Raw genomic sequence first — 23488 nt, forward strand, 5'->3', positions numbered from 1 at the left:
GAGCCGCCCACCACCGGCATGCAGCCCAACGGTGACTCGGTTGAAGGTGACGTCCTAGTTGCCGAACTCGTTCGACAACCGCACCCGTAGGCTGCAGCCTCCGGCTGTCGTTCGCATGACCATGCGCAGCGTCTGGTCGGCGAACCCTTCCTTTGCAACGCTGTTGGCGAGACGGGGTGCCGACAGCGCGGTCTGCCAGGTGCTGACCCACGAATCGTCGGTTGGCTCGGGCGGGCAGGGTGCGGCCGTGGCCGTTGGAGGATCGGCGCGCAGCAGGTACTCACGGATGAGGGAGAGAAGGCGCGAGCGGACGTCCGCGTCGACGAACTTCTCGCCTGGTACGCCCGCGAGCAGGTTCCTGGTCCCCTCCAGCTGCTCACGTGCTTGCCCGTACCGTCCGTTCGCCAGGTGCCCCCGGGCCGCCGACAGATGATCCGTCAGCGGGTCTCGCATCTGGTGCTTGATGCTGCCGGCTGCGATGTACCGCTTGACCTCGGCGGTGAGTACGTCGAGCAGGATCTCGCGTTGGCCGAGTGCCACCCGGTGGATCCGCACGTCGTCGATGCTGCCGCGGAAGTAGCTGCTCCCGTCGGGGCTGCGGCCGATCGAGTCCGGTTGGGTGGGCCGGCCGAACCCGTATCGGTCGCTACTGAACCGGTGTCCGGAGTCGCTGACGTCGGCGCGTTCGACGCCGTCGACGTAGAGCCGGACGGTGTTGTGTTCGAAGTCCAGCATGGCAGCGACGTGGTGCCATTGCCGTGGTCGGATGGTCGCGGCGTCGAAAACCAGCTTTCGATAGGAGTCGCCGGGGGCCCGGCTGCGGCCGGCCACCGCGATCCGTGCCTGGCCGTTGGAGTTTTCGAAGGTGACCTCGAAGCCGGCGGTGCCACCGTTGATCCGCGTGCCGAACAGCCGCTGCGCGCCATTCTGCATCGAGTGGGGGTTGACCCAGGCGCTGAACGTGATTCCGGACGCCCCATGAAGGTGGGGCCCGACGGTGTAGCTGAGGTCGACGTAGTCGTTGAACGCATCGAAGGTCAGGCCGCTGCCGGTGTGGCCGGGCGTCCAGGCCGCCCCGTCCACGGTGCCGTGGTTACCGTAACCCGAGTCGTCGGTGGCGACGTGGCCCGTCCCCTCGTTGAGGTCCCATGATCCGACGAGGTCGGCGAGGTCGCCCTGCGGCTGGGGCCTGCGTTCCGGCAGCGTGGCTCCGTAGTTCCACCGCTGGTAGTAGAGGTGCCCGTCCTCGGCGCTGATGAGCAGCGCCGGCTCCTTGCGGCCGTCCCAGTTCACGGCGGTGGGGGCGGTGTCGTGGCCGACAAGTCGGCCGTTGGAGACAGCACCGGCGTCCCGGAACCGCCACTCGTTGCCGGTGCCCACGTTCTCCAGCAGGCGAACGTTGACATCCCCGTTCCCGATGATGTCCAACCTGCCGTCGCCGGTCCAGTCGAGCATGGTGAACTTCCGCCGGCCGCTGCCACCGTTGATCTCCTGGTTCATCTGCAAGGGGCCAGCGGCACTAGCCTGCGGTACGCCGTTGCGGTTGAACTTCGAGGAGCCCTGCTCACCGATGAAGATCCGCTTGCCGGGCAGCAGGATCAGCTTGCCGTCGGTCTCGGTGCGCTCGAAGTACGCGAGGTACCCGTCGTGGTCGAGCATCACCAGGTCGGTGAGGCCGTCCTTGTTGAGGTCGACAACGAACGGTGTGGTCCGCCACTGGGTGACCAGCTCGGTGCCGGCCGGGTTCCACCAGTTCCATTTCGGCTTCGGCGCGGGGCCGTCCCACGCGACCTCGACCGGCTGCCGGGCGGCCAGTTGAGGGCTGGTGCGGGTGCCGACGTTCTCGTACCAGGTGACCTTGCCCCAGATGTCGTTCACGACGATGTCGGGCAGGCCGTCATGGTTCCAGTCCGCCACTACCGGCGCCGTGTAACCCCACTTGGCCTCGGACGGTCCCTGGATCGATCCGTTGAAGCCGGCCTGGTGCCGGATCTCCTTGCCGTCGGCACTCAAGCGCTGGGGAGCGGCCCAGGTGGGGGTGTCGCCGTCGCCGCCCAGGTTCTTGACGAAGCTCAGCCGACCGGCCGTGTCGCCGACGATGAGGTCCTGTCGCCCGTCGCCGTCCCAGTCCACCGCGCTCGGCGTCGACAGGGCGCCGACCTTGACGTACTCGGCCTTCTGCTGGAAGTACGCCGGCTTCTTGAACACCGGCAGACCGTCGCGCAGGGTGCCGGTGTTCTCCACCAGAGAGACCCGCCCGTCCTCCTCTCCGATCACCAGGTCGACGTGACCGTCCTTGGTCCAGTCCATCGCGGTGACGACGATCATCTGAAGGTCCATCGCCAGCGTTCCCCCGCCCTCCAGCGGGATCGGCCGGCCCGCCGCGTACTCGGGAGCGGTACGGGATCCCACGTTGTCGAAGAACAGCGGAGTGTCCAGGAATTCGCCGGTGATGATGTCGAGGTCACGGTCACCGGTGAAATCGGCGACCACGGGGGTGGGGGCACCGTAGACGTCGATCGGCTTACCAACCGCTTCGATCTTGACCGGGTCGGCGTACACCGGCTGTTCGGTCGTGCCCCGGTTCTCGATCAGGTAGACGTAGCCGTGGAGCGGCCCGTTCGTCCACTCCCCCTTGTCGTTCCAGGCATCGGCCGCCTCCGCCAGCGACCCGTACTCGCTCCAGTCGCCGACGCCGACCACGATGTCCAGCGCACCGTTGCCGTTGTAGTCCACCATGTGCCACTGGACTCCGCGCAGGCTACCGCCGGGCACGTCAGGCTCGTGCACGACACCGTCGAACGGGATCGCCTCACCGCCGGTGAGTCCGGTCTCCTTGACGTTGGGATACAGCCGGCCCGGGGTGGTCACGTAGACCTTGCCGTCAACGTGCGAGATGTGGCTGTTCTGCTTGCCTTCGCTCAGCCGCACCGGCTCGGCGAACAGCGGCTTGCTGTTGCTGCCGGTGTTCCGGAAGTACCAGACCCCGTTGAAGGGCGCGTCCGGTGAGTTGACGAGCAGGTCGTTCGTCCCGTCACCGTCGACGTCCATCGGAAGCGGCCAGGCCCACAGGCCGACGCCGAGGTCGACAGTCAGGTCGGGGTTGTTGTATTTCAGCCGCTCAAGAGCAGGCGGAGGCGGCGGCAGCACGATCTCCTGCGCCGCGGCCGCCGGTTGCGGTGCGAGGGCGACAACAGCGGGGGGCGTCAGTAGCGCGCAGGACAGCGCGCCGAGGAGTGCTTTTCGTGGTCGGTACCTGAGCATGCGTCTCCTTCGACCAGCGGCCGACGTTGATCTCAATCTCGGCGGGTTCGTGACCAACCCTGGCCGGTACGGGCGTGGCGATCGGCATCGTCGATCCACCCGCACCGGCCAGGCATCAGTGGTCAGCGTGGAGTGTTCACGTAGTGGCATGCAGCCGGTTGGTGCAGCGCTCCATGCCGGAACTCGACGGGAACCGTGCGGGGGTCGGATGGCAGGTCAGACCCGGCCCGCACGAACTCCTCGTTGAAGACGAGGTGCCGCATGGACTGGCGGCGGTGCGTGTACGCGAGGTGGATCATGCCGTCGCCGGTCTGCAACAGGTAGGGATACGAGAACTCGGCGCCCGGCTCGGATTCGACATCCACGTGGCTCGTCCATGTCTCGCCCTGGTCGGTCGAGAGTGACAGCCGCAGGATGTTGCGACCCGACGTGATCGGGTTGTAGGCGAGGACAAGATTGCCGTTGGCGAGCTGGGTCAGGGCTACCCGGGAGTTGTTGTTGGGCAGTCCAGTCGGTTCGGCAGCCGTCCACGTCCGGCCGTAGTCGAACGATTCGGTCATGTAGATGCCCCGGTCACGGGTACGGAGGTACGCCAGAAGATGACCGGGTTCGAGCTCCACGGTTGCCGGCTGGATGGCCCCGTTCGGCGAGCGGGGCCAGTCCGCGTCGTCGTCTGACGGATGGGGAACCCACGTCGTGTAGTTGTCGCTGGGGATGTACCAGCCGGCGGACCAGCGCGTCTCGCTGTAGATGGGAACCAGGACCTCGCCGTTGGACATTCGGAAGGGTCGGGTGCCGAAGAGCCAGCCCCACTGCTCGCGGATCTGTCGGGCGCACTCCAGGTACGGCCGTTGTCCTCGGAGCGGATCAGACGAAGATCCGCCTCTGTCCAGCCACCTCCACGGATGGTGGAGAAGAACAGGTACGTGGTGCCGCTGTCGGCCCACAGCACGGCGTTGCCGTCCGGCTGGCCGGGTTCGTCGAAGATCACGCGCGGCTCGGTCCACGTCTTGGACCCCACCGCGAGTCGGCTCAGGTAGGTCGCAACGTCGTCAGCGCCCTCTCGGGTGCCGGCGTAGAAGGAGTAGAGAAGGTCGCCGTCGGGTGCCTTCTCGAGCGACGCGACATGTACGCCCGGGTAGTCCGGGTCCTGCGGGTGAATGTCCTGGCGGCAGGCATAGGCACGGAAGACATCGCTCTGTCCGGGGGGCTCTGCGGCGCGGGCGGCTCCTGCTACCGGTACGGCCAGCACCGCGGCAAGGCCGGGAACAAGCACTCGGCGCAGCATGGTCAGATGCGCGAACATCAAGTCTCCTCTGGCTCGGATGTGCTGTACGGGTGGGGGATTTGAGCACGCACAAGGCGGCGCGCGTATCGGCGCCATGCGATCGCTGTGCCGACCGGCTGAGGCGCGACGTCGACGTGTGAAGAAGCCGTCCAAAGAGGAGATGCCCGGCATCTCGCCTCCGTTAACCGTCTACTGTTAACAGTAGATTGCCAGCGGCTCACCTCGATGTCAACGGCTTCGATGAGGAGCCTCGGGGCGCGGTCCGCAACGGGCGACGCCGGATCAGATGCGCGAGCGGGAGCCGGCCCCGCCGACTCCCGCTCGCTGCCACGATGCCGCCCGATGTCCTAATGGCCGTCGGCGACACCGGCCCGTTGCAGCCGGGCCAGCACGTGCGCCTGGTCCCGCGTGTTCCGGTACAGCGACGTGTACTGCTCGAACAGGAGGTCGTAAGTGCCGCGTACCGCGGGATCCGGTTCGATGATCTCGCCGGGACGGGTCCAGTCCGTTTCCGGCGGCACGAGGCCGCTACCGATGGCGGCCATGAGCGCGTCGCCGTAGCTCGCGCCGATGGTGACCTGCGGAACTTCCTGCCGGTGCCCGGTGACGTCGCTGACGATCCGGGTCCACAGCCCGCCCTGCGTCCCGCCGCCCACGGCGACCAGCCGGCGCACCGGGTTCGCCTCCGTGTCGAGGAGTCCCAGGATCTGCCGGATGCCGAAGGCGATGCCCTCGTACACCGCCCGGAACAGATGTCCGCGCCCGTGCCGGAGGGTGAGACCGGCGACCACGCCCCGGGCGTCCGGGTCGAAGATGGGCGTCCGCTCGCCGGCGAAGTACGGCAGCACCAGCAGTCCCTCGGAGCCGGCCGGGACCTGCGCCGCCTCCCGCACCAGCGTCTCGAACGGCACGTCCCCCACCAGTTCCTGGATCCAACTCGTGAGGCTGCCGGCGGTGGCCATGCCCGCAGCAAGGCAGTAACCGTCCGGGCCGACACCTGCGGTGTTCCACAACTGCGGGTGGCGGGCCAACTCTCGCAGGACCTGAACGAAGAACATGGTCGAGCCGTACATGAGCATCAGATCGCCGGGATTCCGGACGCCGACGCTGAAGGCCTCCGCCCACGCGTCGACCGTTCCCGCACAGACCGGGGTGCCCTCCGCCAGGCCGGTCGCCGCGGCCGCCGCGGCGGTCACCGTGCCGACCGTCTCCGCGGACCAGGCCAGGCGCGGTACGGGCAGGTCGCCGACGATGTCGTCGTACCAGGGCTGGTGCCACTGTCGCGCCTCGATGTCGTACAGCGGCACGCACTGGCTCGCGGTGTGGTGGTCCATGACGTACTCGCCGGTGAGCCGCCGGACGATGTAGGAGCTGGAGTTGTACCAGCGGCGGACCCGCGCCCACACCTCCGGCTCCCGGCGGCGGACCCACAGGGCCTTCGGGCCGACGGCCTGCGAGGTGATGGGTGTGGCGCACCGGTCGAGCACCTCGTCCGCGCCGTACCGGTCGGTGAGTTCGCCGATCTCCGCGGTCGCCCTCATGTCGATGCCGTACAGGATGGCCGGCCGTACGGGTCGGTCGTTCTCGTCGCAGAGCACCAGGCACGGGCCCACGCCGCTGACGCAGACGGCAGCGATCGGGGCGCCGTCCGCCTTCGCCGTCAGTTCGGATGCGATGGCGACGACGTCCTGCCACCACACGTTCTCGGCGTCAACCTCCGCCCAGCCGGGGCGAGGCATGGACATCGACTGCGGGCGGGGCCGGATGGCGGTTGCCACCACCGTCCCATCCGGGTCGGTGAGGACGCCTTTGCTGCTTCCGGTGCCCAGGTCGATGCCGAGCAGGAGTGGACTCATCAGATCCGTACGTCCCCACACAGATGGACGGCCACGCCCAGGGCCTCGAACATGGCTGCCTTCGCCAGCAAGGCGTTGTCCGCGGTCTGCGAGTCGGGCGCGTACACGACGTTGAGGTGGTTGGCCTTGTGTCGGGCCATCAGCTGGTCCCGGCCGACCCCGTGCAGGACGGCGTGCATGATGGGCCACTGTGGCGTCGTGGCGTCGAGGCGGCGCTGGGTCTCTTCCGCTGGCAGTTCCACCACGGTGCCTCGCCCCAGGTCGACGTGCAGCGCGCCGTCCATGATGAAGACCCTGGACCAGACGATCTCGCCCGGCTTGGACACGCCGCTGAGCGTGCCGCCGCCGAGGGGGAAGTACATCGGCGGCTGCCGCATGCTGTAGCTCTTGTCGTAGCCGCCGTTGTGCGAGGCCGGCACGGACCCGGAGATCTCCATCACCCAGACGAACTGGCCGTCGTACTCCTCGCCCCACCGGATGTCGTGCAGCGTGGTGGCCGGGTCCAGACCCATGGCGGTCCAGATGCGGTTGGTGACGAGGGAGTCGACGGCCACGCCCTCGTCAACCTCGTTGAAGTGCGGCAGTGGCTGGCCAGCGTACAGCTCCCGCTTGCCGTCGCGACTCCGCACCGGCGGGCGCTCCGCGTTGTTGAGCAGCCCTTCGGCCAGGTCGCTGGCCGGAACGGTGTCCTTCAGGCCCTGCTGGTACTGGATTCCGACGGCGTCCAGGCCGAAGTCGTCGGAGATCCGCAGAGCAGCGATGTACATGCGGAACTGGCTGAGCAGCTGCGTGTCGGTGAGTTCGGTTGCCTCATCGGTGCCGGTGTGGAACGTCATGCCAGCGGCGTCCAGCCAGTCGCGGACGGCCTGCGCCTCGTCGTCGCCGACCCGGGCCATCTCCGCGACCAGCGCGCTCTGCGAGAGCCGCTCCTTGTAGATGCCCAGGGGGTTGAGCAGCTCGTCGTCGATGATGGCGTTGTACATGCCCATGCAGCCCTCGTCGAAGACGCCGATGATCGCCTTCTCTCGCGTGAGCTGCGCGGCGAGGGCGCGGCCCAGGTCGACCTCCGGGGCAGGGGGGAGTTCTGGGAGATCCCGGACGTGACTCTGGTCGTGGGTGAGCGCGCCGGTCTCCAGCCAGGTTCGGAGTCCCTTGAGCGCCCAGTCGTCGGTGAAGTTCTCACTCCACAGGATGGAGTGGGCGACGCCCGCCTTGGTCAGGCTTGCGGTCAGGCCGAGCAGGCCGACCAGTCCGGGGTACCGGCCGCTCCAGTTCGCCACGACGAGGATCGGCCCGCGATGGGTACGCAGCCCGGCGAGGACGTGGTGGCTGTACTGCCACACCGCCTCGGCGACGATCACCGGAGCCTCCGGCGGGATCGTCCGGAACACCTCGATGCCCTGTCGCTGGCTGGCGATAAATCCGTGGCCGGCCTCTGCGTCCACGGGGTGCGCGCGCTGCGTACGCCAGCCCAGAGAGGCGACGGCCTTGGCCAGATCCGCCTCGAACTGCTGCTGCACCGGCCAGCAGGTGACGTTGGCGCTGAGCCGCAGGTCACCGCTTGCGACAGTGTAGACGACGCCCGGCTCGGCAGTTGCTTCCTCGGCCGGGACGGGAAGGGTGTAGGTGGTCACGGATGGCTCCTCTCGCGCGGGGCGGGTAGGTCAGAGCAGGTCGGCGATGTCGGCCTCGAGCGCGCGGCGCTCCTCGGGCGAGATCGGGTCAAGTGGAGCCCGCAGGCCGCTGGCGGGGATACCCCGCAGTTCCAGGACCGCCTTTAGGTGGGCGAGATTGCCCTGCCGGGTGGCGGCGACGGCACGGTGGGCGCGTTCGCGAGCGATGCTCAGCGCTGCGGTGTCCCCGCTGCGCAGGGCGTCGCGTACCGCGAGGAAGGGTGCCGGCAGCGCCGAACTGACGCCGGAGACCACGCCTGCCGCGCCGAGGTTGACCACCTCGGCGAACTCGGAGTCGGCCCCCGAGTAGACCGGGATCTTCCGGGCGCCGAGTGCGGCGAGGTACTGGCTGACGAGCGCGCTGCCCTCGCCGCTGATCTTGACTCCGGCGATGCCGGTGTCGGCCACCCGAGCGAGCAACGCCGGTGTCACGGAGGTGGTCGTCCTGGCCTCGAACAGATACCCGTAGACGGGAACGTCGCCGGCCCGCGCGACCACCGCCTCGTAGTAGCGCAACAGGGCCGACTCGGTCGCGGCGTAGTAGTACGGCGTCAACGCCGCGAGGCGGCGGGCACCGCGGTCCACCGCGGCCGTGGTGAGGCTAGCCGCCTGGTGCGCGGATGCGGCGCCGACGTGCCAGTATGTCCGGTCGGGGCCGAAGGCGTCGTTGGCGGCGGCGCAGACGCTCAGACGCTCGTCGTCGGTGAGCGTGGTGAATTCACCGGTCGTGCCGGCGACGAACACAGCGTCCAGTGGCGCCTCGGCCAGTTGCGCGTAGGCCGCCTTCGTCGCTCCGATGTCGAGGGCGCCCTCCTGATCGAAGAGCGTCGTCAGGGCGCTGATCAGGTTGGCGGCGGGAAAGGCAGTCACAGTTTGCTCCGGTTCGAGGGGTTGAGCAGGGCGAGCACGATGCCCCGTCGCTGCCAGGTGTAGGTCGCGGCGAGCCCGTCGGGCGTGCGGACGAGGCATGGGTAGGAGAACTCGTTGAAGCCGGTGGTGATCACGCCCGAGTCGGCCGGGTGGTAGGTCTCACTGCCCGCTCCCTCAAGCGATTCCTCGAGGGTTGCCCAGGGCTGCCAGGAGGCGCCGTCGTCGGTCGATCGTGAGATCAGCAGTGGTGCGCGTGATGCCCAGTTGCCGCTGGTGGGGTTGTGGGCCAGGTACACCGTCTCGTCGATGGCACAGACGCTGATCCCGGAGTTGTTGTTGGGGACGCTGCTCAGTGCCCCGGCGGACCAGGTCTCGCCGTCGTCGGTGCTGGACGAGGTGACGAGCCACCCGGCGGTGCTGCGGGCAAGGACGCGGACCTCCCCGGCTGGGGTCTGCCACAGTGCCGGCTGGATGATCCCGGCGCCGGGGAACGTGTCGTGGTCGATGCCGATGTCCTCGGTGCGGCGCCACGATCGGCCGTCGTCGTCGCTGATGTCCACGAAGCAATCCCAGCGCGGTGTCGCTCCCCAGGTCTCGGTGGAGGCGCCGGCGAGCAGCCGACCGCAGCGGAGGCGAAGGGGAGGCGTCCGCACCGGTCCACGTCCGCCGGGGTCGTCCGTCGACAGCGGTTGGGGCGCCGACCACGTCCCGCCCCCGTCCAGCGACGTCGTGTGGAACGTGCGCCACGACGAGATGCTCTTCCCCACCTTGAAGAACAGCAGCAGGGCGCCGGAGTCCTGCCGGTGCAGGACCGGGTTCCAGCACGGTGCCAGGTCCCCGCTGACCACCTCGGGCGCGGTCCACTCGCCGCCGGCTCCGCTGCTGAGCCAGATCCGACAGTTGGCGGCGCCTTCGTGGTCGCCCTGGAACCAGGCGACCACGAAGGAATCCCCAACCTGGCAGACCGTGCTGCCATGGCACTGGCCGGGAACGTCCCGAATGACGAAGTGCTTCTCGGTCACCTGCCGACTCCGGCCGGATCGTGAGTCTCCGCCGGCTCCGGCGGTGCAGGGCGGCGGCGAGCCTTCATCCGGGAGCGGATCCGGGGCACCGCGAGGGCCAGGACCGCGGCGATGAGGAGGAAGACGGCGATCGGGCTCGTGTAGATCGTCTCGAGACCGCCGAGTTCCATCGAGCGGCGGAAGTTGCGCTCGGCCAGGGGGCCGAGGATCAGGCCGAGCACGACCGGTCCGGCGGGGATGCCGAACCTTCGGAACAGCAGGCCGATCACGCCGAACAGCAGCATGAGGCCGACGTCGAAGATGCTGTTGTTGACCGCGTACGTCCCCACGATGCAGAAGGTCACCACGACCACCCACAGGAAGCGGCTCGGCAGCTCGAGCAGCTTGGCGACTCCCCGCATCCGCAGGAGGCTGAGGCCCAGGGTCAGCAGCGTCGCGAAGATCAGGATCCCGGCGATGGAGTACACGAGGTCGGGCTGCTGGGAGAAGAGGCTGGGACCGGGCTGGATGCCCCAGATGATCATCGAGCCGAGCATGACGGCCATCACCGAGTCCCCGGGCACGCCGAGGGCGAGGGTGGTCAGGACCGATCCGCCCACACCGGCGTTCGACGACGAGTCCGCTGCGGTCAGTCCCTCCAGCGAACCCTTGCCGAAGAGTTCCGGTTCCTTGGAGACCCTCCTCGCCTGGTCCCAGGCGACGATGCCACCGATGTCACCGCCCGCTGCGGGCAGGATGCCGACGACGGTGCCGACCGCCGAGCCCACGGCGACGGGTTTGATCATGGCGCGGTTCTCGGCCTTGTTCGGCCACCAGCGGCCGAAGCTGCGCACTGCCTTCTCGTGGGTGTGCGCCCGTTCGAGCATCTGGCTGAACACCTCGGTGATACCGAACAGACCGATGATGACGGCGATGAACGGAATGCCCTCGACGAGTTGGTCGATCCCGAAGGTGAAGCGGTCCGAGCCGTCCAGGGGGTCGCGCCCGATGGTGCCGAGGGTGAGGCCGAAGAGGCCGGCGATCATGCCCTTGATAATCTTCCCGCCCGAGACCTCGATCATCATGGTCAGACCGAAGACCACGAGGGCGAACATCTCCGGTGATCCGAACTCCAGCGCCAGGTTGCTGAGCGGGATGGCGGCCACCATCAGGACCGCGATGCCCACCAGCCCGCCGATGGCCGAGGCGTACGCCGAGGCGGTGAGCGCGATGCCCGCCTTGCCTTGGCGGGCGAGCGCATAACCGTCGAAAGTCGTCGCGATGGAGGCCGGGGTGCCGGGGGTGTTGATGAGGATCGCGGGTACGCGGTCGCCGAACTGTGCGGCGACGAGGATGGTCAGGAGCACCGCCAGTCCCGGCAGCGGATCCATGGTCAGGGTGAAGGCGCTGGCGAGTGCGACCGCCATGGTCGCGCTGATGCCCGGGAACGCTCCGACGAGCATGCCGATGGCGGCACCGGCGAGGACGCACAGGCCGATCTGGAGGGTGAGGAGGGCGCCGAAGCCCTCCACGAGAGCATTCATACCGGGACTCTCAGAACGATCGCGAACAGGGCGTACAGCACCACCGTGATGCCGGCGGGGAAGAGGATGAGGTCCTTGATTCCACGCCCACCGGCGATCCACGTGAGCGCCGCGACGAACACCATCCCGGACGCCAGGAAGTGGATGTAGTACCAGAGCACGCCGAACGCGAGGGTGGCCAGCACGAAGCCGGCCACCCGCAGCGCGCCGACGCGGGTAGCCGGCTCGAGATCGTCACCCTTGGGCGCAGAGATGAACACGCTGATGATCTGCAGGACCGACATGCCGATCATCCCGATGCCCAACGACTCAGGCCAGATGCGGGGGCTGACGGCGAGGGCACGGTCGGGCAGTTCGATCGAGCGGGCGAGGACGAGGATCACGACGCCCAGGACCAGGAAGACTCCTCCCAGTGCTGCCTCGCGCCACGGCGAGGCAGCACTGTGGTCGCCCTGTGGGACCGGGTGGGTATGGGTCATTACTTGTAGATCTCGCCGAATCGATCGAACTCGGACTGGGCGAACGCGGCGGCCTCGTCAGGCGAGGTTGCCATCGGGGTGTTGCCCGCCTTCGTCATGACGTCCTTGAAGGTCTGCGACGATGCCGCCTTCTTCACGGCGTCAGCGAGTCGCTGCTTGACCTCGGACGGCAGGTTCGCGGGCGCGCCCATCAGCCCCCAACCGCCGACGACGAGGTCGACACCGAGTTCCTTCGCGGTCGGGACGTCGGGCAGCGCGGCAACCCGCTCCGGCGCCATCACGGCGAGGATCCGCAGCCGGCCGTCCTTGGCTGCCGCGCCGGACTCGCTCACGCCGGCCATGACGGCGTTCACCTCACCCGACACGCCGGCAGCGACGGCCGGAGCGCCACCGTCGTACGGGACCGGCTTGAAGGTCACCCCGGCGGCGTCACCCAGTGCCAGGGTGGCCGCTTCCCAGATGGCGCCGGCGCCGGAGTTCGAGACGGTGATGGTGCCGGGAGCGGCCTTGGCGGCCGCGATGAGCTCGTCGAACGTCTTGTAGGGGCTGTTCGCCGGCACCGAGAGGGTCGCGGGTGCGTTCATGACCTGGCCGAGGATCGTGTACTGATCCGGCTTGATGTCGGCGCCCTGGTGGCCGAGCATCGACACCTCCACCGGGATGAAGCCGATGCTGTAGCCGTCGGCGGGCCGGTCCTTGAGGTAGGTGAGGCCGACTCGGCCGCCGCCCCCGGTGCGGTTCTCCACCACGATCGACTTCCCCAGGTCCGCCTCCATCTCCTTGGCGAGGGTGCGGGCAGTCAGGTCGGACCCGCCTCCGGCGCCGGCGTGGACCACGAGAGTCAGGTCCTTCTCGGGGTAGTTGGCCGAGGAGGTCTCTTCACCGCCACGGTTGGCGCACGCGGTCAATGCGAGGCTGCCGGCGGCGGCCAGGGCGACAATCTTGACCAGTCTTGAACGCATCGCTAGGTCACTTCCTTTGGACGGGGGTGAGGGGCACTGCGGCCTGAAGCCGCGAGCAGGTCGTCTGCAGGTGGCGGTGCAGCTCGACCTTGACTTCGGTGACCTTGCCGGCGGCGATGAGCGCCGCAAGGTCGTGGTGTTCCCGCGCCGAGGGTGCGAGGTCGTCCATGCGCTTGCCGGAGGCGTGCAGCAGGCCCTCGATCGTGGGGCGGAACTGGTGCCACAGGACGCTGAGCCGGGTCAGGCGAGCGGCCTGGAAGAATGCGCTGTGAAAGCGGATGTCGGCCGTGGTGAAGGCCGTCGAATCGCGATCAGTGACCGCCGCGTCCATGTCGACCAACGCCGCCCTCAGCTCAACGGCGAGATCATCGCGGCTGGTGGCGATGGCACGTTCCACCGCGAGCAGTTCGAAGGACTCCCGCAGGGCCATCAGCTCATCGATGTCAGCCTCGCTGAGTGAGCGGGTGACCACGCTGCGGCCGGCACCGGTGACGAGTCCTTCCGCGCGCAGGATCTTGATGGCGTCCCTGACGGGACCCCGGCTGACCCGGAACGACTCTGCCAGCTCCTCCTCGACGAGGCGCGTGCCCTCGGGTAGATCGCCCACGATGATGCGGCGACGCAGCTCGTTCGCGAGCCTCTCCCCTAGGGACTCCACCCTGATGGGCCTGACATCAAACACTGCAGCCTCCCGATAACTGTTAACAGTTAACACTTGGTTCCAACGACGGTCAACGGTTGACAAGACGAGAGTCTCCCCCGCTGCCCGGCTTCCGGCCGAGAGGCACACGGCGGGACGGATCGGACGCGCAACGGGCCGACGGGTGGAATCGGGCAGCCAGGGAGCAAGGGTGCGAGAAGGCCCTCCATCCGCTGGAGCGGTCCCCGGATAGAGGGCCTTCCGTATTAGCCCTCGGCGGCCGGTCGTCGACGTGGAGTCGTCTTCAGCCCGTCGCCGTTTCACCGCACATCCGTCGACGTACGTGCGCTGGCGGCTTGCCGTCCGAACCGACCTGCCGCAGGACGCCTACCGAGCCCTCGCGGAGGATCCGACTCCCGGCATCCGCGGCGACGTAGCCGCGAACCCAGCCACCGACGCAGCACATCCTCGTGGCCGGTCGTGGCCGCCGCATGCGAAAGGGAGGACCTGCCGCATCCCGGCGGATTCACCACGGCATTCGAATTCCGCCGCTGCTCGGCCTGCGGCCAGCCCGCCACCGTCAAGGACGATCGTCCCAACGGCCGTCGCCGCAGATCCGTTCGTCCGTACATCGCGGAGCCCACCCGGCTGGCGATGATCGAGCAGGTCCCTTCGTGACTCACGGTCCGCCGACAGCACCAAGCATCAGAAGATTGACATCAATAACATTCGTCATCGCATTGCGACGTGCCCGCCGACGCCAGACGTGGTGATCGGCGGTCGGGGCGGGTAGCCGTGGCGGGCGTACAGGTCATGGACCTTGATGGTGAGCGGTCAGTCCAGGCGGGCAAGTCCGCGCGGTCGACGCAGACCTGGTGGTGGGCGAGCATCGCGGCGCCACGGCCGGCGCGCTGGGCGTCGGATTGCACGGCCGGGACTGCCAGGTGGTAGTGCGGTTGTTCAGTGGTGGCCCGGACAGTAGCTGGTCGAGCAGGTTGAAGCGGCCGGTGTGCGGAGTCGGTACCTGTGGTTCTTGACGGCCACGCAGGGTGCTTGCAATTGTCACCGGGTGACCGCTCCCAGTGACCGGCTTAACGTCAAGGTCTTTCTCAGCCACCGCTACCGGTCGCCCGCGGTGAACCTGCAGTTCTTCGACCTGATTGACCAGGTCGCCGATGTTCAGTTCGAGGTCGACCGGGGGCTGAAGGCAACGAGCACAACCCGCCTGGAACGCATGATCCGCGACGTCCAGATCTTCGCTGGCCTCTATTCGTTGAGCGACGATCCGTTTGAGCATCTGCCGACCGCAGCTCTGGTGCGGGCCACACGGTACTTCAGGCTCGAGCTCGACATGGCGATGCGCTACCGCAAGCCGTCGATCCTGTTCATCGACCGCCGGTTCGGGAACAGGCTGCATGGGCCGCCGGGCTTCGTCAGCCTCCGCTACTCGGCGCAGGAGATCCTCAGCGAAGGCATGGAGACGGCACGGCGGCAGCTTCGCGACGAGTTCGCCACGTTCTGCCGATCGATCGGCAACCACCTCCAGAAGCGACCAGCGCGCGACACCGCCGCAGTCGGATTGCTTGTGCCGCCAACGGGCGAGGTGCGAGGCGCTGCCGCGGCCGCCGTCGAGGCCTTCAACTACGCGGTGGAAGTCCTGCCCTGGCCCATCGCCATCGACGGTGACTTCATCGCGCAGCTACAGAGGTGCGACTGGGTGCTAGCCGACATGAGCCAACCGTCGGCCGTACCCGCAGTGGCGTTCCTGCGGGGCCATGGGATACCTGTCCTGCGGATTGGGCCGGTGGATGGACCACCGGACGTCGCAACCGAAGAACTGATCTACGGCGATCTCGCCCCACATTACACAAAGGACCTTATTCGATGGAGTGACCCGGAATGCCTGCAAGTCGCCTTGGAGGAGCGGATCGGGCAGATCGTCAGTGAGCCAAGTCTTATCGACAACCGGGTCGACGCCCAGGACTACTTCCGGTCGGCCGCCAAGCTGAACCACCTCGTGTTTCTCAGCTATGCGAAGGAAGATCACGAGTACGCAGATCGAATCGGCGCCGAGCTCAGCAGCGCTTTCCAAGAGGTCTTCGACTACAGAAAACCAGCCGCAATACCGCACGGGGCACGATGGCTCGACCACATGCTGACCAGCTTGGCGACGGCCGCGATCGGAGTGCCCCTGCTGTCGCCGAACTATGCCGCGAGCTCCTACTGCATGGAAGAAGGGCGACGGATGATGGATGCCGCTCTCAGCGGTCGAATGCGGGTGTTTCCGGTGCTGCTTGCGGGCTCGGGCGTGGACCTGTTCAGCCAACTGGAATACCGTCGCGCCACGCGGATGTCTCCGAGCGAGATCGTTGCCGGCATCGCCCGGGAGGTGGCATGAGCTCGCCAACGGTGGCTGTCGTGGGCAGCGTGACGACAGGACGTTCCTACGATCCACCGCTGCGTGACGTAGCGGTGGCCGCCCGCGCCGCCGAGGAGATCGGGCGGGAACTGGCACAGCATGGGTGCCGGCTGGTGGTCTTCAGCAGCGACGAAAGTTTCGTCGAGTCCGCCGTCGTGCGCGGCTACGCCCGATCCGGCCAGGCGAGGCCGGGCGCCATCGAGGTGCGCGGTCCGTACCGGGCTGACCCAACAGACTTCCCCGAGGCGCAATCCAACCCCGAACTCTTCGACACGCGACCCGAGCCCACACCCGACTGGGAGGTTTCGTTCTACCGGGCGCTGCTGCACGTCGATGCGATCCTGCTCATTGGCGGCGGCCGGTCGACGTTCATCGCCGGGCTCATTGCGCTGTCCCGGCGAGTCGCAGTCGCGCCGGTCGGCACGTTCGGGGGAGCTGCCGAGAAGGCGTGGCAACGCATGCACGGCGAGCCGGACGCCGCGTCTGAGGAAGACCTGTCGGCGATGGTGTCCAGATGGCGTCCTGGCTCAGCAGAGGCCGTGGTCGCGTCGCTGCTACGGCAGTACGAACGGCGCTTGAGCGAGCAGGAACAGTTGCTGCGTCAGACACACGCCGAGACCCGCCGTCGAGCATGGAGTCTGCTTTCCGCGCTGGTCTTCCTGGCCGCCGGCCTCGCAACGCTGCCTGCTGCCACGGCTTGGCGGCCCGGCACCTGGGCCGCCGCGGCGTTACTCGTCTTCGGACCGCTGTGCGCGGCGGTGTCCGGGGCGCTGATCCGCAACGTCTTCGACCAGGGCGGCGAATGGCTGCGCGCTGCGGTGTTCGGTGCTGCCGCCGGTGGACTGTCCGCAGTCCTCTTTGTCGCGGCGCAGCTCACTACCAACCCGGATCTGCTCCAGGGCGACAGCGCTGCTCGCCTCGGATACTTCGTCGTGCCAGTCGGATTCGCGGCCGGACTCGCCTTCGACGCCGTGCTGACCAAGCTACGCGGCACCGACGTGGTGAGGACTCACCCGGTCGATGCCGCAGCGCCATGACAGCACAGCAGCCAGCGTGGCCGCAGCTAGGACCCAACAAGCCACAACGCAAACTTCAATCCGCGCCAGGTCAGAGTCATCTCCGCCACGGAGCGCTGCCGCGAACGGAACCTGTGCAGGTCCCGTCGACGAGACCAGACTCCAAGTGTCCAGAATAATCATTATGTAGGCGTCGTCTGGGCGAGTGATTCCAGGGAATCAGGAGCCGCCCTCTCGGGTCAGCGTGGCGGTGCGACGGGCAGCCGGAGACCCTCCATCCGCCGCTGCAAGCGGGACTGTCCGAGTAAGGGTGTAACCGGTCGAGGAGTTGTCGCAGACGATGGCGGATCCGTTCGTTCAGCCCGCTCGGGCCGCCGGCACGGCGGCTGCAGCGCGGCTGGCAACCTCGCTCCAGCGGCCTGCGGCGAGTACATCGGGGGCGACGATCCAGCTGCCGCCGACCGCGAGCACGGCCGGATGGGCGAGGTAGCCCGCGAGGTTGCCAAGGTTCACCCCGCCGGTCGGGATGAACCGCACCGACCCGAACGCGGACGCCAGTGCGTTGATCGTCGCGACGCCACCCATTTGCTCGGCAGGGAAGAACTTGACGGTTTCCAGTCCAGCGTCGAGCGCCATCTGGATCTCGGTGGCGGTGCAGACTCCAGGGAAGACCGGTACCCCGCGTTCCTGGCAGTGCTGCACGACGGCAGGGCTGAACCCGGGGCTGAGCACGAACCGGGCACCTGCCGCGACGGCTCGGTCGACCTGTGCTGGGGTCAGGACTGTGCCCGCGCCGACGAGCAGGTCGGCACGCGCCGACATCACCGAGATCGCGTCCGCCGCCGCGTCGGTGCGGAAGGTGACTTCGGCGATGTGCAGGCCGCCCGCGGTGAGTGCGGCGGCGAGCGGTTCGGCATCGTTGACGTCGTCGATGACAACGACGGGAAGAATCCGGCAGGCCCGAATCAGCTGTACGGGGTCCGGTGTCGGACCAGTATGTACGCCGGTCATGCGCGCGCTTCCTGCTGTACGGTCCGCAGGCGCAGTGCCCGGCGGGCGTTGGTGACCAGAGCCGCCTCCGGGAGGTCGGCCAATCCAGCCGATCGGAGGCGTGGCACGAACGTGGCGAGCAGGTAGGCCAGCCCTGGGCCGCCGCCGAGCGAGGTCCAGTAACTGCGCCGGGCCAGATCGCTGGCGAGTAGGATCCGTTGGGCGTGTCCTGCGGCGACTAGCTGCTCCAACAGGTCGACGATCTGCGAATCCGGGCCGTACTTGGCTCGCCCTGGCATGTCGAAGGCCAGGTACGCGCCGCGGGCGGCGAGTTCGGCGAGCAACACGGCATCGGGATTGTGGTCGATGTGGCCGAGGATCACCGCGTCGGTGGGGACGCCCGCCTTCTCGAGCAGGTCGAGCTGGGTGTGACCCATGGTTCCCTTCTCCGTGTGGGTGGAGATGGGGACGCCGGTGCGAGTGTGTGCCGCGCCGATGGCTTCTGCGAGCTTCTCTATGACGGGGCCGGCACGGTGGTACTCGGTGGAGAGTTTGATGACTCCGGCGCGGGCCGGGACAGTTTGACGCAGGGGTCCCTCCATGCCGTGCTCGTCCATGCCGATTTCGATCTCCTCGATGAGGAGGTCGGCGATCTGTTGCGGGCTGTAGCGCCGCAGCCAGTGGTTGTCGGCATAGTAAGCGAGTTTGTGGAATCCGGTGCAGGCGATAACGTGGACGCCCGCGCGGCGGGAAATCTCGACGAGACCGGCGGGGCTGCGACCGAAGCCGAACGGAGTCATCTCGACTAGCGCCTGTCCGCCGAGAGCGGTGTATGGCTCGATTTCTCGTACCGCCGACGCGACCGAGTTCAGCCGGAAGTCCGGCTCGCGCATGACCGGCCAACCGCCGGTCATGAGCAGATGTTCGTGCACCATCGTGACCCCGAGGCGGTCATCGTCAATGTCACCTAGCACTGTTCTGATCACAGCAGAACCCCTTCGTCCATGAGCCGGCGACGCAGCCCGAAACGGTCGACCTTGCGTGGGGTTACACCTTCTGCCGCTGCGGTGGCAGCCGCGAGGCCGGCCGCCTGCCCCATCGCCATGCACTGCCCGATCGAGCGCACGGAGGCGTGGGCGTCGTGGGTCGCCGACAGGCAGCGGCCGGCGACGAGCAGGCCCTCGACGTCGCGCGGCACGAGGCTGCCGTAGGGGATGTCGTATGTACGGCCGGTCGGCTGATCGCCACCACCGACGTACTCCCATCGCGTGGCGGAACCGTGTGCGTGGTCCTCGACCGGGGCCCCGCATCGCGCGATGCCGTCTGGGTGGTCTGCGGCTGCCACCACGTCATCCCGTGTCAGCACGTATTCTCCGAGCAGCCGCCGTGTCTCCCGTACGCCGACGCGTGAGCCTGTGTTGAGCAGGTACGACGACTCGTACCCGGGCACCTGTTCGCGCAGTAGGCGCTGGTACTCCTCTACCTGCCGGCGGCCCTCCTGCTCGGCCTTTGTCAGGTCCCACGGATCGGTGAGGTCCAGCCCGGACACCCGGGTCAGGTTGGCGTGCCGCACCCCTGGGATGCAGGTGATGTGAATGGAGCCTTCAAGGCGCGGCAGGCGATACTCGCCGAGCGCCGCAGCCCTTGCCATGATCTCGTGTAGTTCCTTGGTTGTCGCGGTCTCGTTGGCCACCCCGCCCATTCGGAAGGTCGCCGTCGCTGGCTGTAGCCGCTGCGCGTCCGTGCTGCGCTCGAGCGCCGCACCTGCCCGCCACGCGATCTCGGCATCGCCGCTTGCGTCTACGACAACGGCGGCGTCGACGCGCCCCGGGCCACGGCGCGTCTCCACGACGATTCCGACGACTGCTTGGCCGTCCATGACGACCGCTGTCGCCATCGCGTAGAGCAGGACGTCGGCACCGGACTCGCCGGTCATCTCGTCCCACACGAGCTTGAGCGCCTCGGGTTCGTAGGTGACACCGGTGCCAGCGCCGTACGTGTTCGGTCGTTCGAACGCCATCTCTCGGGCGAACAGCCGCTCGCAGACCTCCCACGGGATGCCGCCGACGACCCGCTGCCCGTCTCGGCCGGGTGCGTAGAAGCCGTAGAAGGTGTCGAGGACGCGCGCGCCGGTGCCGCCGAGGAAGGCGCCGGATTCCACGAGCAGGGTGCGCGCGCCCGCGCGGGAGGCTGCGACGGCTGCCGTTGAGCCGGCCGATCCTCCGCCTACGACGACGACGTCACCGGACCACTGCACCGGAAGTGCGGCGACGTCTTCGGGGCGATAGCGAATAGAAGGGGTCATCGAAGCGTCCATCCATTGTCGACAACAATCTCCGCGCCGGTGGTTCCGGCAGCGGAAGGGGAAAGGAGCCAGGCGACGGTGCCGGCGACTACCTCAGGGGTGACCGCGTTTCCTCCGAGTGGTTGCAGCTCGGGCAGGCGGGCACGGCCGGGGCCGCCCTCGCGCAGGGCACGGGCGGCCATTGGGGTGTCCACAAGTCCGGGTGCGACGACGTTCACGCGCACCCTTCGCGGCGCGACCTCCCGCGCCGCGACCCGGCACAGCGACAGGAGACCGCCCTTGCTGGCGGCGTAGGCGGCGGTCAGGAAGTCATCGTCGGTCGATCGGCGCAGCACAGAACCGATGAGTACTGCCGCGCCGCCGTCGGTCAGCGCGGGGAGCCCGGCCCGCAGCACGCGGAATGCGGATTCCAGGTTGACCCGGAGGACTTCCCTCCAACCCTCGTCACTACATTCTGTGACTGCCCCGTCACCAAAATTGCGTCCGCTCATGCCGATCGCGTGGACCAAGCCGTCCAGCCCGCCGAGGGCGTCTACGGCGCCGTTCACCGCTCGCTCCGCACCGCCGGGCCGCGTCACGTCTACCTCATCGCGGTCCACCGACGCGACCGCATGCCCCTCGGCCTGCAGCACCGCAACGCACGCACGACCGATCGCGCCGACCCCGCCGACGACCAGGACTCGACGCGGCGACGGCGGCCGACCCCTCTCCCTGATGAAAATCACGACTCCCGGGTTGACGTTTTCATTTTTCAGAATACTGTAAGGGATCGTAGCAGGGTCGATCGTGCGAAGGAAGGTGACGATGGGCAAGGCCGACGAGGCGCAACAGGTGGTCGCCCGGCTGCTCCTCGGCCTGGCGCAAGGCGCGCAACTGCCTACCACCGCAGAGCTCGCGAAGGCTGCGCGGGCTGGGTTCGGCACGATCCAAACGGCGTTGCGCTCGCTGGAGGCAGACGGGGTCATCGCGACCACGGCGCACGGCGGGCAGGGACGACGCCTGGCAACCCGCAACCTGCCGGCACTATGGGCGGCCACCGGACGGGGCGCCCTCACCGGCGTGCTACCCCTGCCGTACAGCCGAGAGTTCTCCGGCCTCGCCACCGCGCTGACGCAGCTGGCGGAGGATCGTGGATTGGCCCTGCAACTGCTGTTCCGCCAGGGCAACAACGACCGTTTGCAGTTCTTGCGCAGCAGCCGGGTGGACTTCACCTTGATGTCGCTGCTGGCGGCGCAGGCTGCCGCCACCGAGGTACATCATCGCTCTCTCGGCGACTTCACCTACTACGGCCAGAAGTCGGTAGTCGTCATCACGCCCGCCGGTCGCCAACTGGACCCGCACGGCCGGGTGCCGGTGGACCACAAATCCTTTGACCACACCGCGCTCACCCGGGCCGAGTTTCCCGACGCGCAGCTCGTCGATACGCCGTACCTGCTGATCCCCGAGCTTGTCGCCGCCGGCGAGTTCGACGCGGCCGTATGGCACCAGACCAGCTCCAGCCCGCTACTCACTGCCGCGGACCTGGCCATCCACCCACTGCGCAATCCGAGTCCCGCTGAGGATGCCGGCATGTCGTGCGCCGCCCTGGTGTGGCGGGCGGACGACGACGGCGTTGCCGCCGTCCTCGCCGAGGCGTTCGGCACAAGCGAGATCGAGGCCATCCAACGGGAGGTGATGGCGGGTGCTCGCATCCCGCAGTTCTGATCGCGCCGCGCCTCTGCTGCTCGGCCTGGACATCGGCACGACGATGTGCAAGGCCGCCGTCTTTGACCTGGCCGACCCCGGCCGGCCGATCGCTGTCGCCCGCGCGCAGTCGGCCACCACCAGCCCGCGTCATGGCTGGTCGGAGGCGGACCCGACAGAGGTGACGAGGCGGCTGTTCGCCTGCGTCCGAGAGGCTTTGTCGCACGTGGACGCCGACCGCGTGAGCGCGATCGGCGTGAGCGGAACGGCGTGTGGTGCGTGGCTGCTCGACGCAGCGGGCCGACCCGTCCGCCCGGCGATTCTGTGGAACGACGGGCGCGCCGCCGGAATCGTCGAACGCTGGCAGCAGGACGGCACCCTCGAAACGCTCTTCGACCGGTCCGGCAACGTCCCCTTCCCCGGCTATACCCTGCCGGTACTTCGTTGGCTGCACGAGCAGGAGCCGGCCTCGCTGGCGGCGGCGCGCACGCTGCTGTGGTGCAAGGACTGGATTCGGTACGAGCTGACCGGCGAGCTGGGTGCCGAGGAGACAGACGCCTCGTACGTGCCGTTCGACATCCGGGCTCGCCAGTGGGACACGCAGCTTCTCGAGGCCTGCGGCGTCGCCGAGCATGCCGGCCTGTTCCCTGACTTGCTGGACTCGCGGTCCGCTGCGCCGATCCGGCCGTCGGTCGCCCGTGAACTCGGGCTCTCGCCCCGGGTTCAGGTAGCGCTTGGCGCGACCGACATCGTCGCCGCGCTCGTCGGCGGCGGGGCCGTCGACACCGGTCAGGCCCTGACGGTGCTCGGTACGAGCGCCAACAGCAGCATCATCACCACAACGCCGGAGTTTGAGCCTCGACTGGTCGGGATCATGGCGGCGGCGCCGCTCGGCCGCTATGCCCGCACGATGATCAACACGTCGGGTTCCACCACCTTGGACTGGGCGGCACGCCTCGTCGCAGGCGGCGATGTGCCCCGGCTGCTCGAGTTGGCGGCCGAAAGCCGGGCCGGCGCCCAGTCGCCCGTCCTGCTGCCGTTTCTCGCGCACGCCGGGGTCGTATCACCGTTCGTCGACCCGAACGCCCGCGGTGTGCTCGCCGGGCTGCGTGTGGATCACGGCCCGCCGGAGGTCGCCCGTGCCGCCGTCGAAGGGCTCGCACTGGCCGTAGCTGACTGCTACGACAGCATGCCGACCCCGGTGCTCGAGTTGACGGCGGTCGGTGGGGCGGCCCGCTCCGACCTTCTCTTGCAGGCCATCGCTGATGCCTCGGGGGCGCGCGTGCTGCGCCCGTCCGGCGAGGAATTCGGCGCTCGCGGTGTCGCCCTGCTCGCCGCGTGGGCGATCGGACTGCTCTCCGACGACGAGTTCCGGCGCACAGCGCGGGACCTGCGGACTGAGCGCTGCTTCGAGCCCGATCCGCAACGGGTCGAGCGCATCGTGTCGCGGTACCGCGAACTGCGGGATCAGACGAGACCGCTGTGGAGGACCTGGTGA

18 protein-coding genes and 1 pseudogene are annotated in these 23488 nt (G+C 68.3%); 4 read left to right on the plus strand and 15 right to left on the minus strand.

From position 1 onward, the window contains the following. Positions 1-54 precede the first annotated feature (54 nt). From EV376_RS23725 to EV376_RS23775, 11 genes and pseudogenes are all read right to left on the minus strand, one after another. Positions 55-3264, minus strand: a complete 3210-nt coding sequence (locus EV376_RS23725) for a LamG-like jellyroll fold domain-containing protein (RefSeq protein ID WP_130326702.1) — start codon at positions 3262-3264, stop codon at positions 55-57. Between the two features lie 122 nt (positions 3265-3386). Continuing rightward, positions 3387-4211 (minus strand): exo-alpha-sialidase, encoded by an 825-nt coding sequence (locus EV376_RS31030; RefSeq protein WP_486482774.1) that lies wholly within the window; start codon positions 4209-4211, stop codon positions 3387-3389. Further along, positions 4094-4723, minus strand: a pseudogene (locus EV376_RS31035) (exo-alpha-sialidase); the annotation flags it as partial. The pseudogene EV376_RS31035 and the gene EV376_RS31030, both read right to left, overlap by 118 nt. A 176-nt stretch (positions 4724-4899) precedes the next feature. After that, positions 4900-6408, minus strand: a complete 1509-nt coding sequence (locus EV376_RS23740) for an FGGY-family carbohydrate kinase (RefSeq protein WP_130326708.1) — start codon at positions 6406-6408, stop codon at positions 4900-4902. Then, a complete protein-coding gene (locus tag EV376_RS23745) occupies positions 6408-8042 on the minus strand; it encodes a fucose isomerase (RefSeq protein ID WP_130326710.1) in 1635 nt (544 codons plus the stop codon). Before EV376_RS23745 ends, EV376_RS23740 begins: the two co-directional genes overlap by 1 nt. A 30-nt stretch (positions 8043-8072) precedes the next feature. Then, the gene (locus EV376_RS23750) at positions 8073-8951 is read right to left on the minus strand and encodes a dihydrodipicolinate synthase family protein (protein WP_165438088.1); all 879 of its coding nucleotides are present in this window, start codon (positions 8949-8951) and stop codon (positions 8073-8075) included. Continuing rightward, positions 8948-9973, minus strand: a complete 1026-nt coding sequence (locus EV376_RS23755) for a sialidase family protein (protein ID WP_130326714.1) — start codon at positions 9971-9973, stop codon at positions 8948-8950. The genes EV376_RS23750 and EV376_RS23755 overlap by 4 nt, the downstream gene beginning before the upstream one ends. Continuing rightward, the gene (locus tag EV376_RS23760) at positions 9970-11496 is read right to left on the minus strand and encodes a tripartite tricarboxylate transporter permease (protein ID WP_130326716.1); all 1527 of its coding nucleotides are present in this window, start codon (positions 11494-11496) and stop codon (positions 9970-9972) included. Before EV376_RS23760 ends, EV376_RS23755 begins: the two co-directional genes overlap by 4 nt. Continuing rightward, positions 11493-11975, minus strand: a complete 483-nt coding sequence (locus EV376_RS23765; protein ID WP_130326718.1) for a tripartite tricarboxylate transporter TctB family protein — start codon at positions 11973-11975, stop codon at positions 11493-11495. Before EV376_RS23765 ends, EV376_RS23760 begins: the two co-directional genes overlap by 4 nt. Next, positions 11975-12937, minus strand: coding sequence for a tripartite tricarboxylate transporter substrate binding protein (locus EV376_RS23770; RefSeq protein WP_130326720.1), 963 nt, complete (start codon positions 12935-12937; stop codon positions 11975-11977). Before EV376_RS23770 ends, EV376_RS23765 begins: the two co-directional genes overlap by 1 nt. A gap of 7 nt (positions 12938-12944) precedes the next feature. Continuing rightward, positions 12945-13619: a GntR family transcriptional regulator gene (locus EV376_RS23775; RefSeq protein ID WP_165438089.1), complete on the minus strand. Its 675-nt coding sequence runs from the start codon at positions 13617-13619 to the stop codon at positions 12945-12947. Positions 13620-14646: 1027 nt separating this feature from the next. Here EV376_RS23775 and EV376_RS23780 point away from each other — a divergent pair. Beyond that, positions 14647-15975, plus strand: a complete 1329-nt coding sequence (locus EV376_RS23780) for a toll/interleukin-1 receptor domain-containing protein (protein ID WP_130326724.1) — start codon at positions 14647-14649, stop codon at positions 15973-15975. Between the two features lie 20 nt (positions 15976-15995). Beyond that, on the plus strand, positions 15996-17033 hold the full coding sequence (locus EV376_RS23785; RefSeq protein ID WP_130326726.1) for a hypothetical protein: 1038 nt from the start codon (positions 15996-15998) through the stop codon (positions 17031-17033). A gap of 336 nt (positions 17034-17369) precedes the next feature. Here the strand turns inward: EV376_RS23785 and eda are convergent, their stop codons facing one another. From eda to EV376_RS23805, 4 genes are read right to left on the minus strand one after another with little or no spacing between them, the layout of a single operon-like run. After that, positions 17370-18023 (minus strand): bifunctional 4-hydroxy-2-oxoglutarate aldolase/2-dehydro-3-deoxy-phosphogluconate aldolase, encoded by a 654-nt coding sequence (gene eda, locus EV376_RS23790; protein WP_130326728.1) that lies wholly within the window; start codon positions 18021-18023, stop codon positions 17370-17372. Beyond that, the gene (locus tag EV376_RS23795) at positions 18020-18988 is read right to left on the minus strand and encodes a phosphotriesterase family protein (protein WP_130326730.1); all 969 of its coding nucleotides are present in this window, start codon (positions 18986-18988) and stop codon (positions 18020-18022) included. The genes eda and EV376_RS23795 overlap by 4 nt, the downstream gene beginning before the upstream one ends. Continuing rightward, on the minus strand, positions 18985-20307 hold the full coding sequence (locus tag EV376_RS23800; RefSeq protein WP_130326732.1) for an FAD-dependent oxidoreductase: 1323 nt from the start codon (positions 20305-20307) through the stop codon (positions 18985-18987). The genes EV376_RS23795 and EV376_RS23800 overlap by 4 nt, the downstream gene beginning before the upstream one ends. Further along, positions 20304-21119: an SDR family oxidoreductase gene (locus EV376_RS23805; protein ID WP_165438090.1), complete on the minus strand. Its 816-nt coding sequence runs from the start codon at positions 21117-21119 to the stop codon at positions 20304-20306. The genes EV376_RS23800 and EV376_RS23805 overlap by 4 nt, the downstream gene beginning before the upstream one ends. On the opposite strand from EV376_RS23805, the gene EV376_RS23810 reads away from it, so the two are divergent. Together EV376_RS23810 and EV376_RS23815 are read left to right on the plus strand one after the other, a co-directional pair. Then, the gene (locus tag EV376_RS23810; protein WP_130326736.1) at positions 21112-22011 is read left to right on the plus strand and encodes a YhfZ family protein; all 900 of its coding nucleotides are present in this window, start codon (positions 21112-21114) and stop codon (positions 22009-22011) included. The genes EV376_RS23805 and EV376_RS23810 overlap by 8 nt on opposite strands. Beyond that, entirely contained in the window at positions 21989-23488 is a 1500-nt protein-coding gene (locus EV376_RS23815) for an FGGY family carbohydrate kinase (RefSeq protein ID WP_130326738.1), read from the plus strand. The genes EV376_RS23810 and EV376_RS23815 overlap by 23 nt, the downstream gene beginning before the upstream one ends.

Source organism: Micromonospora sp. CNZ295, from assembly GCF_004217535.1.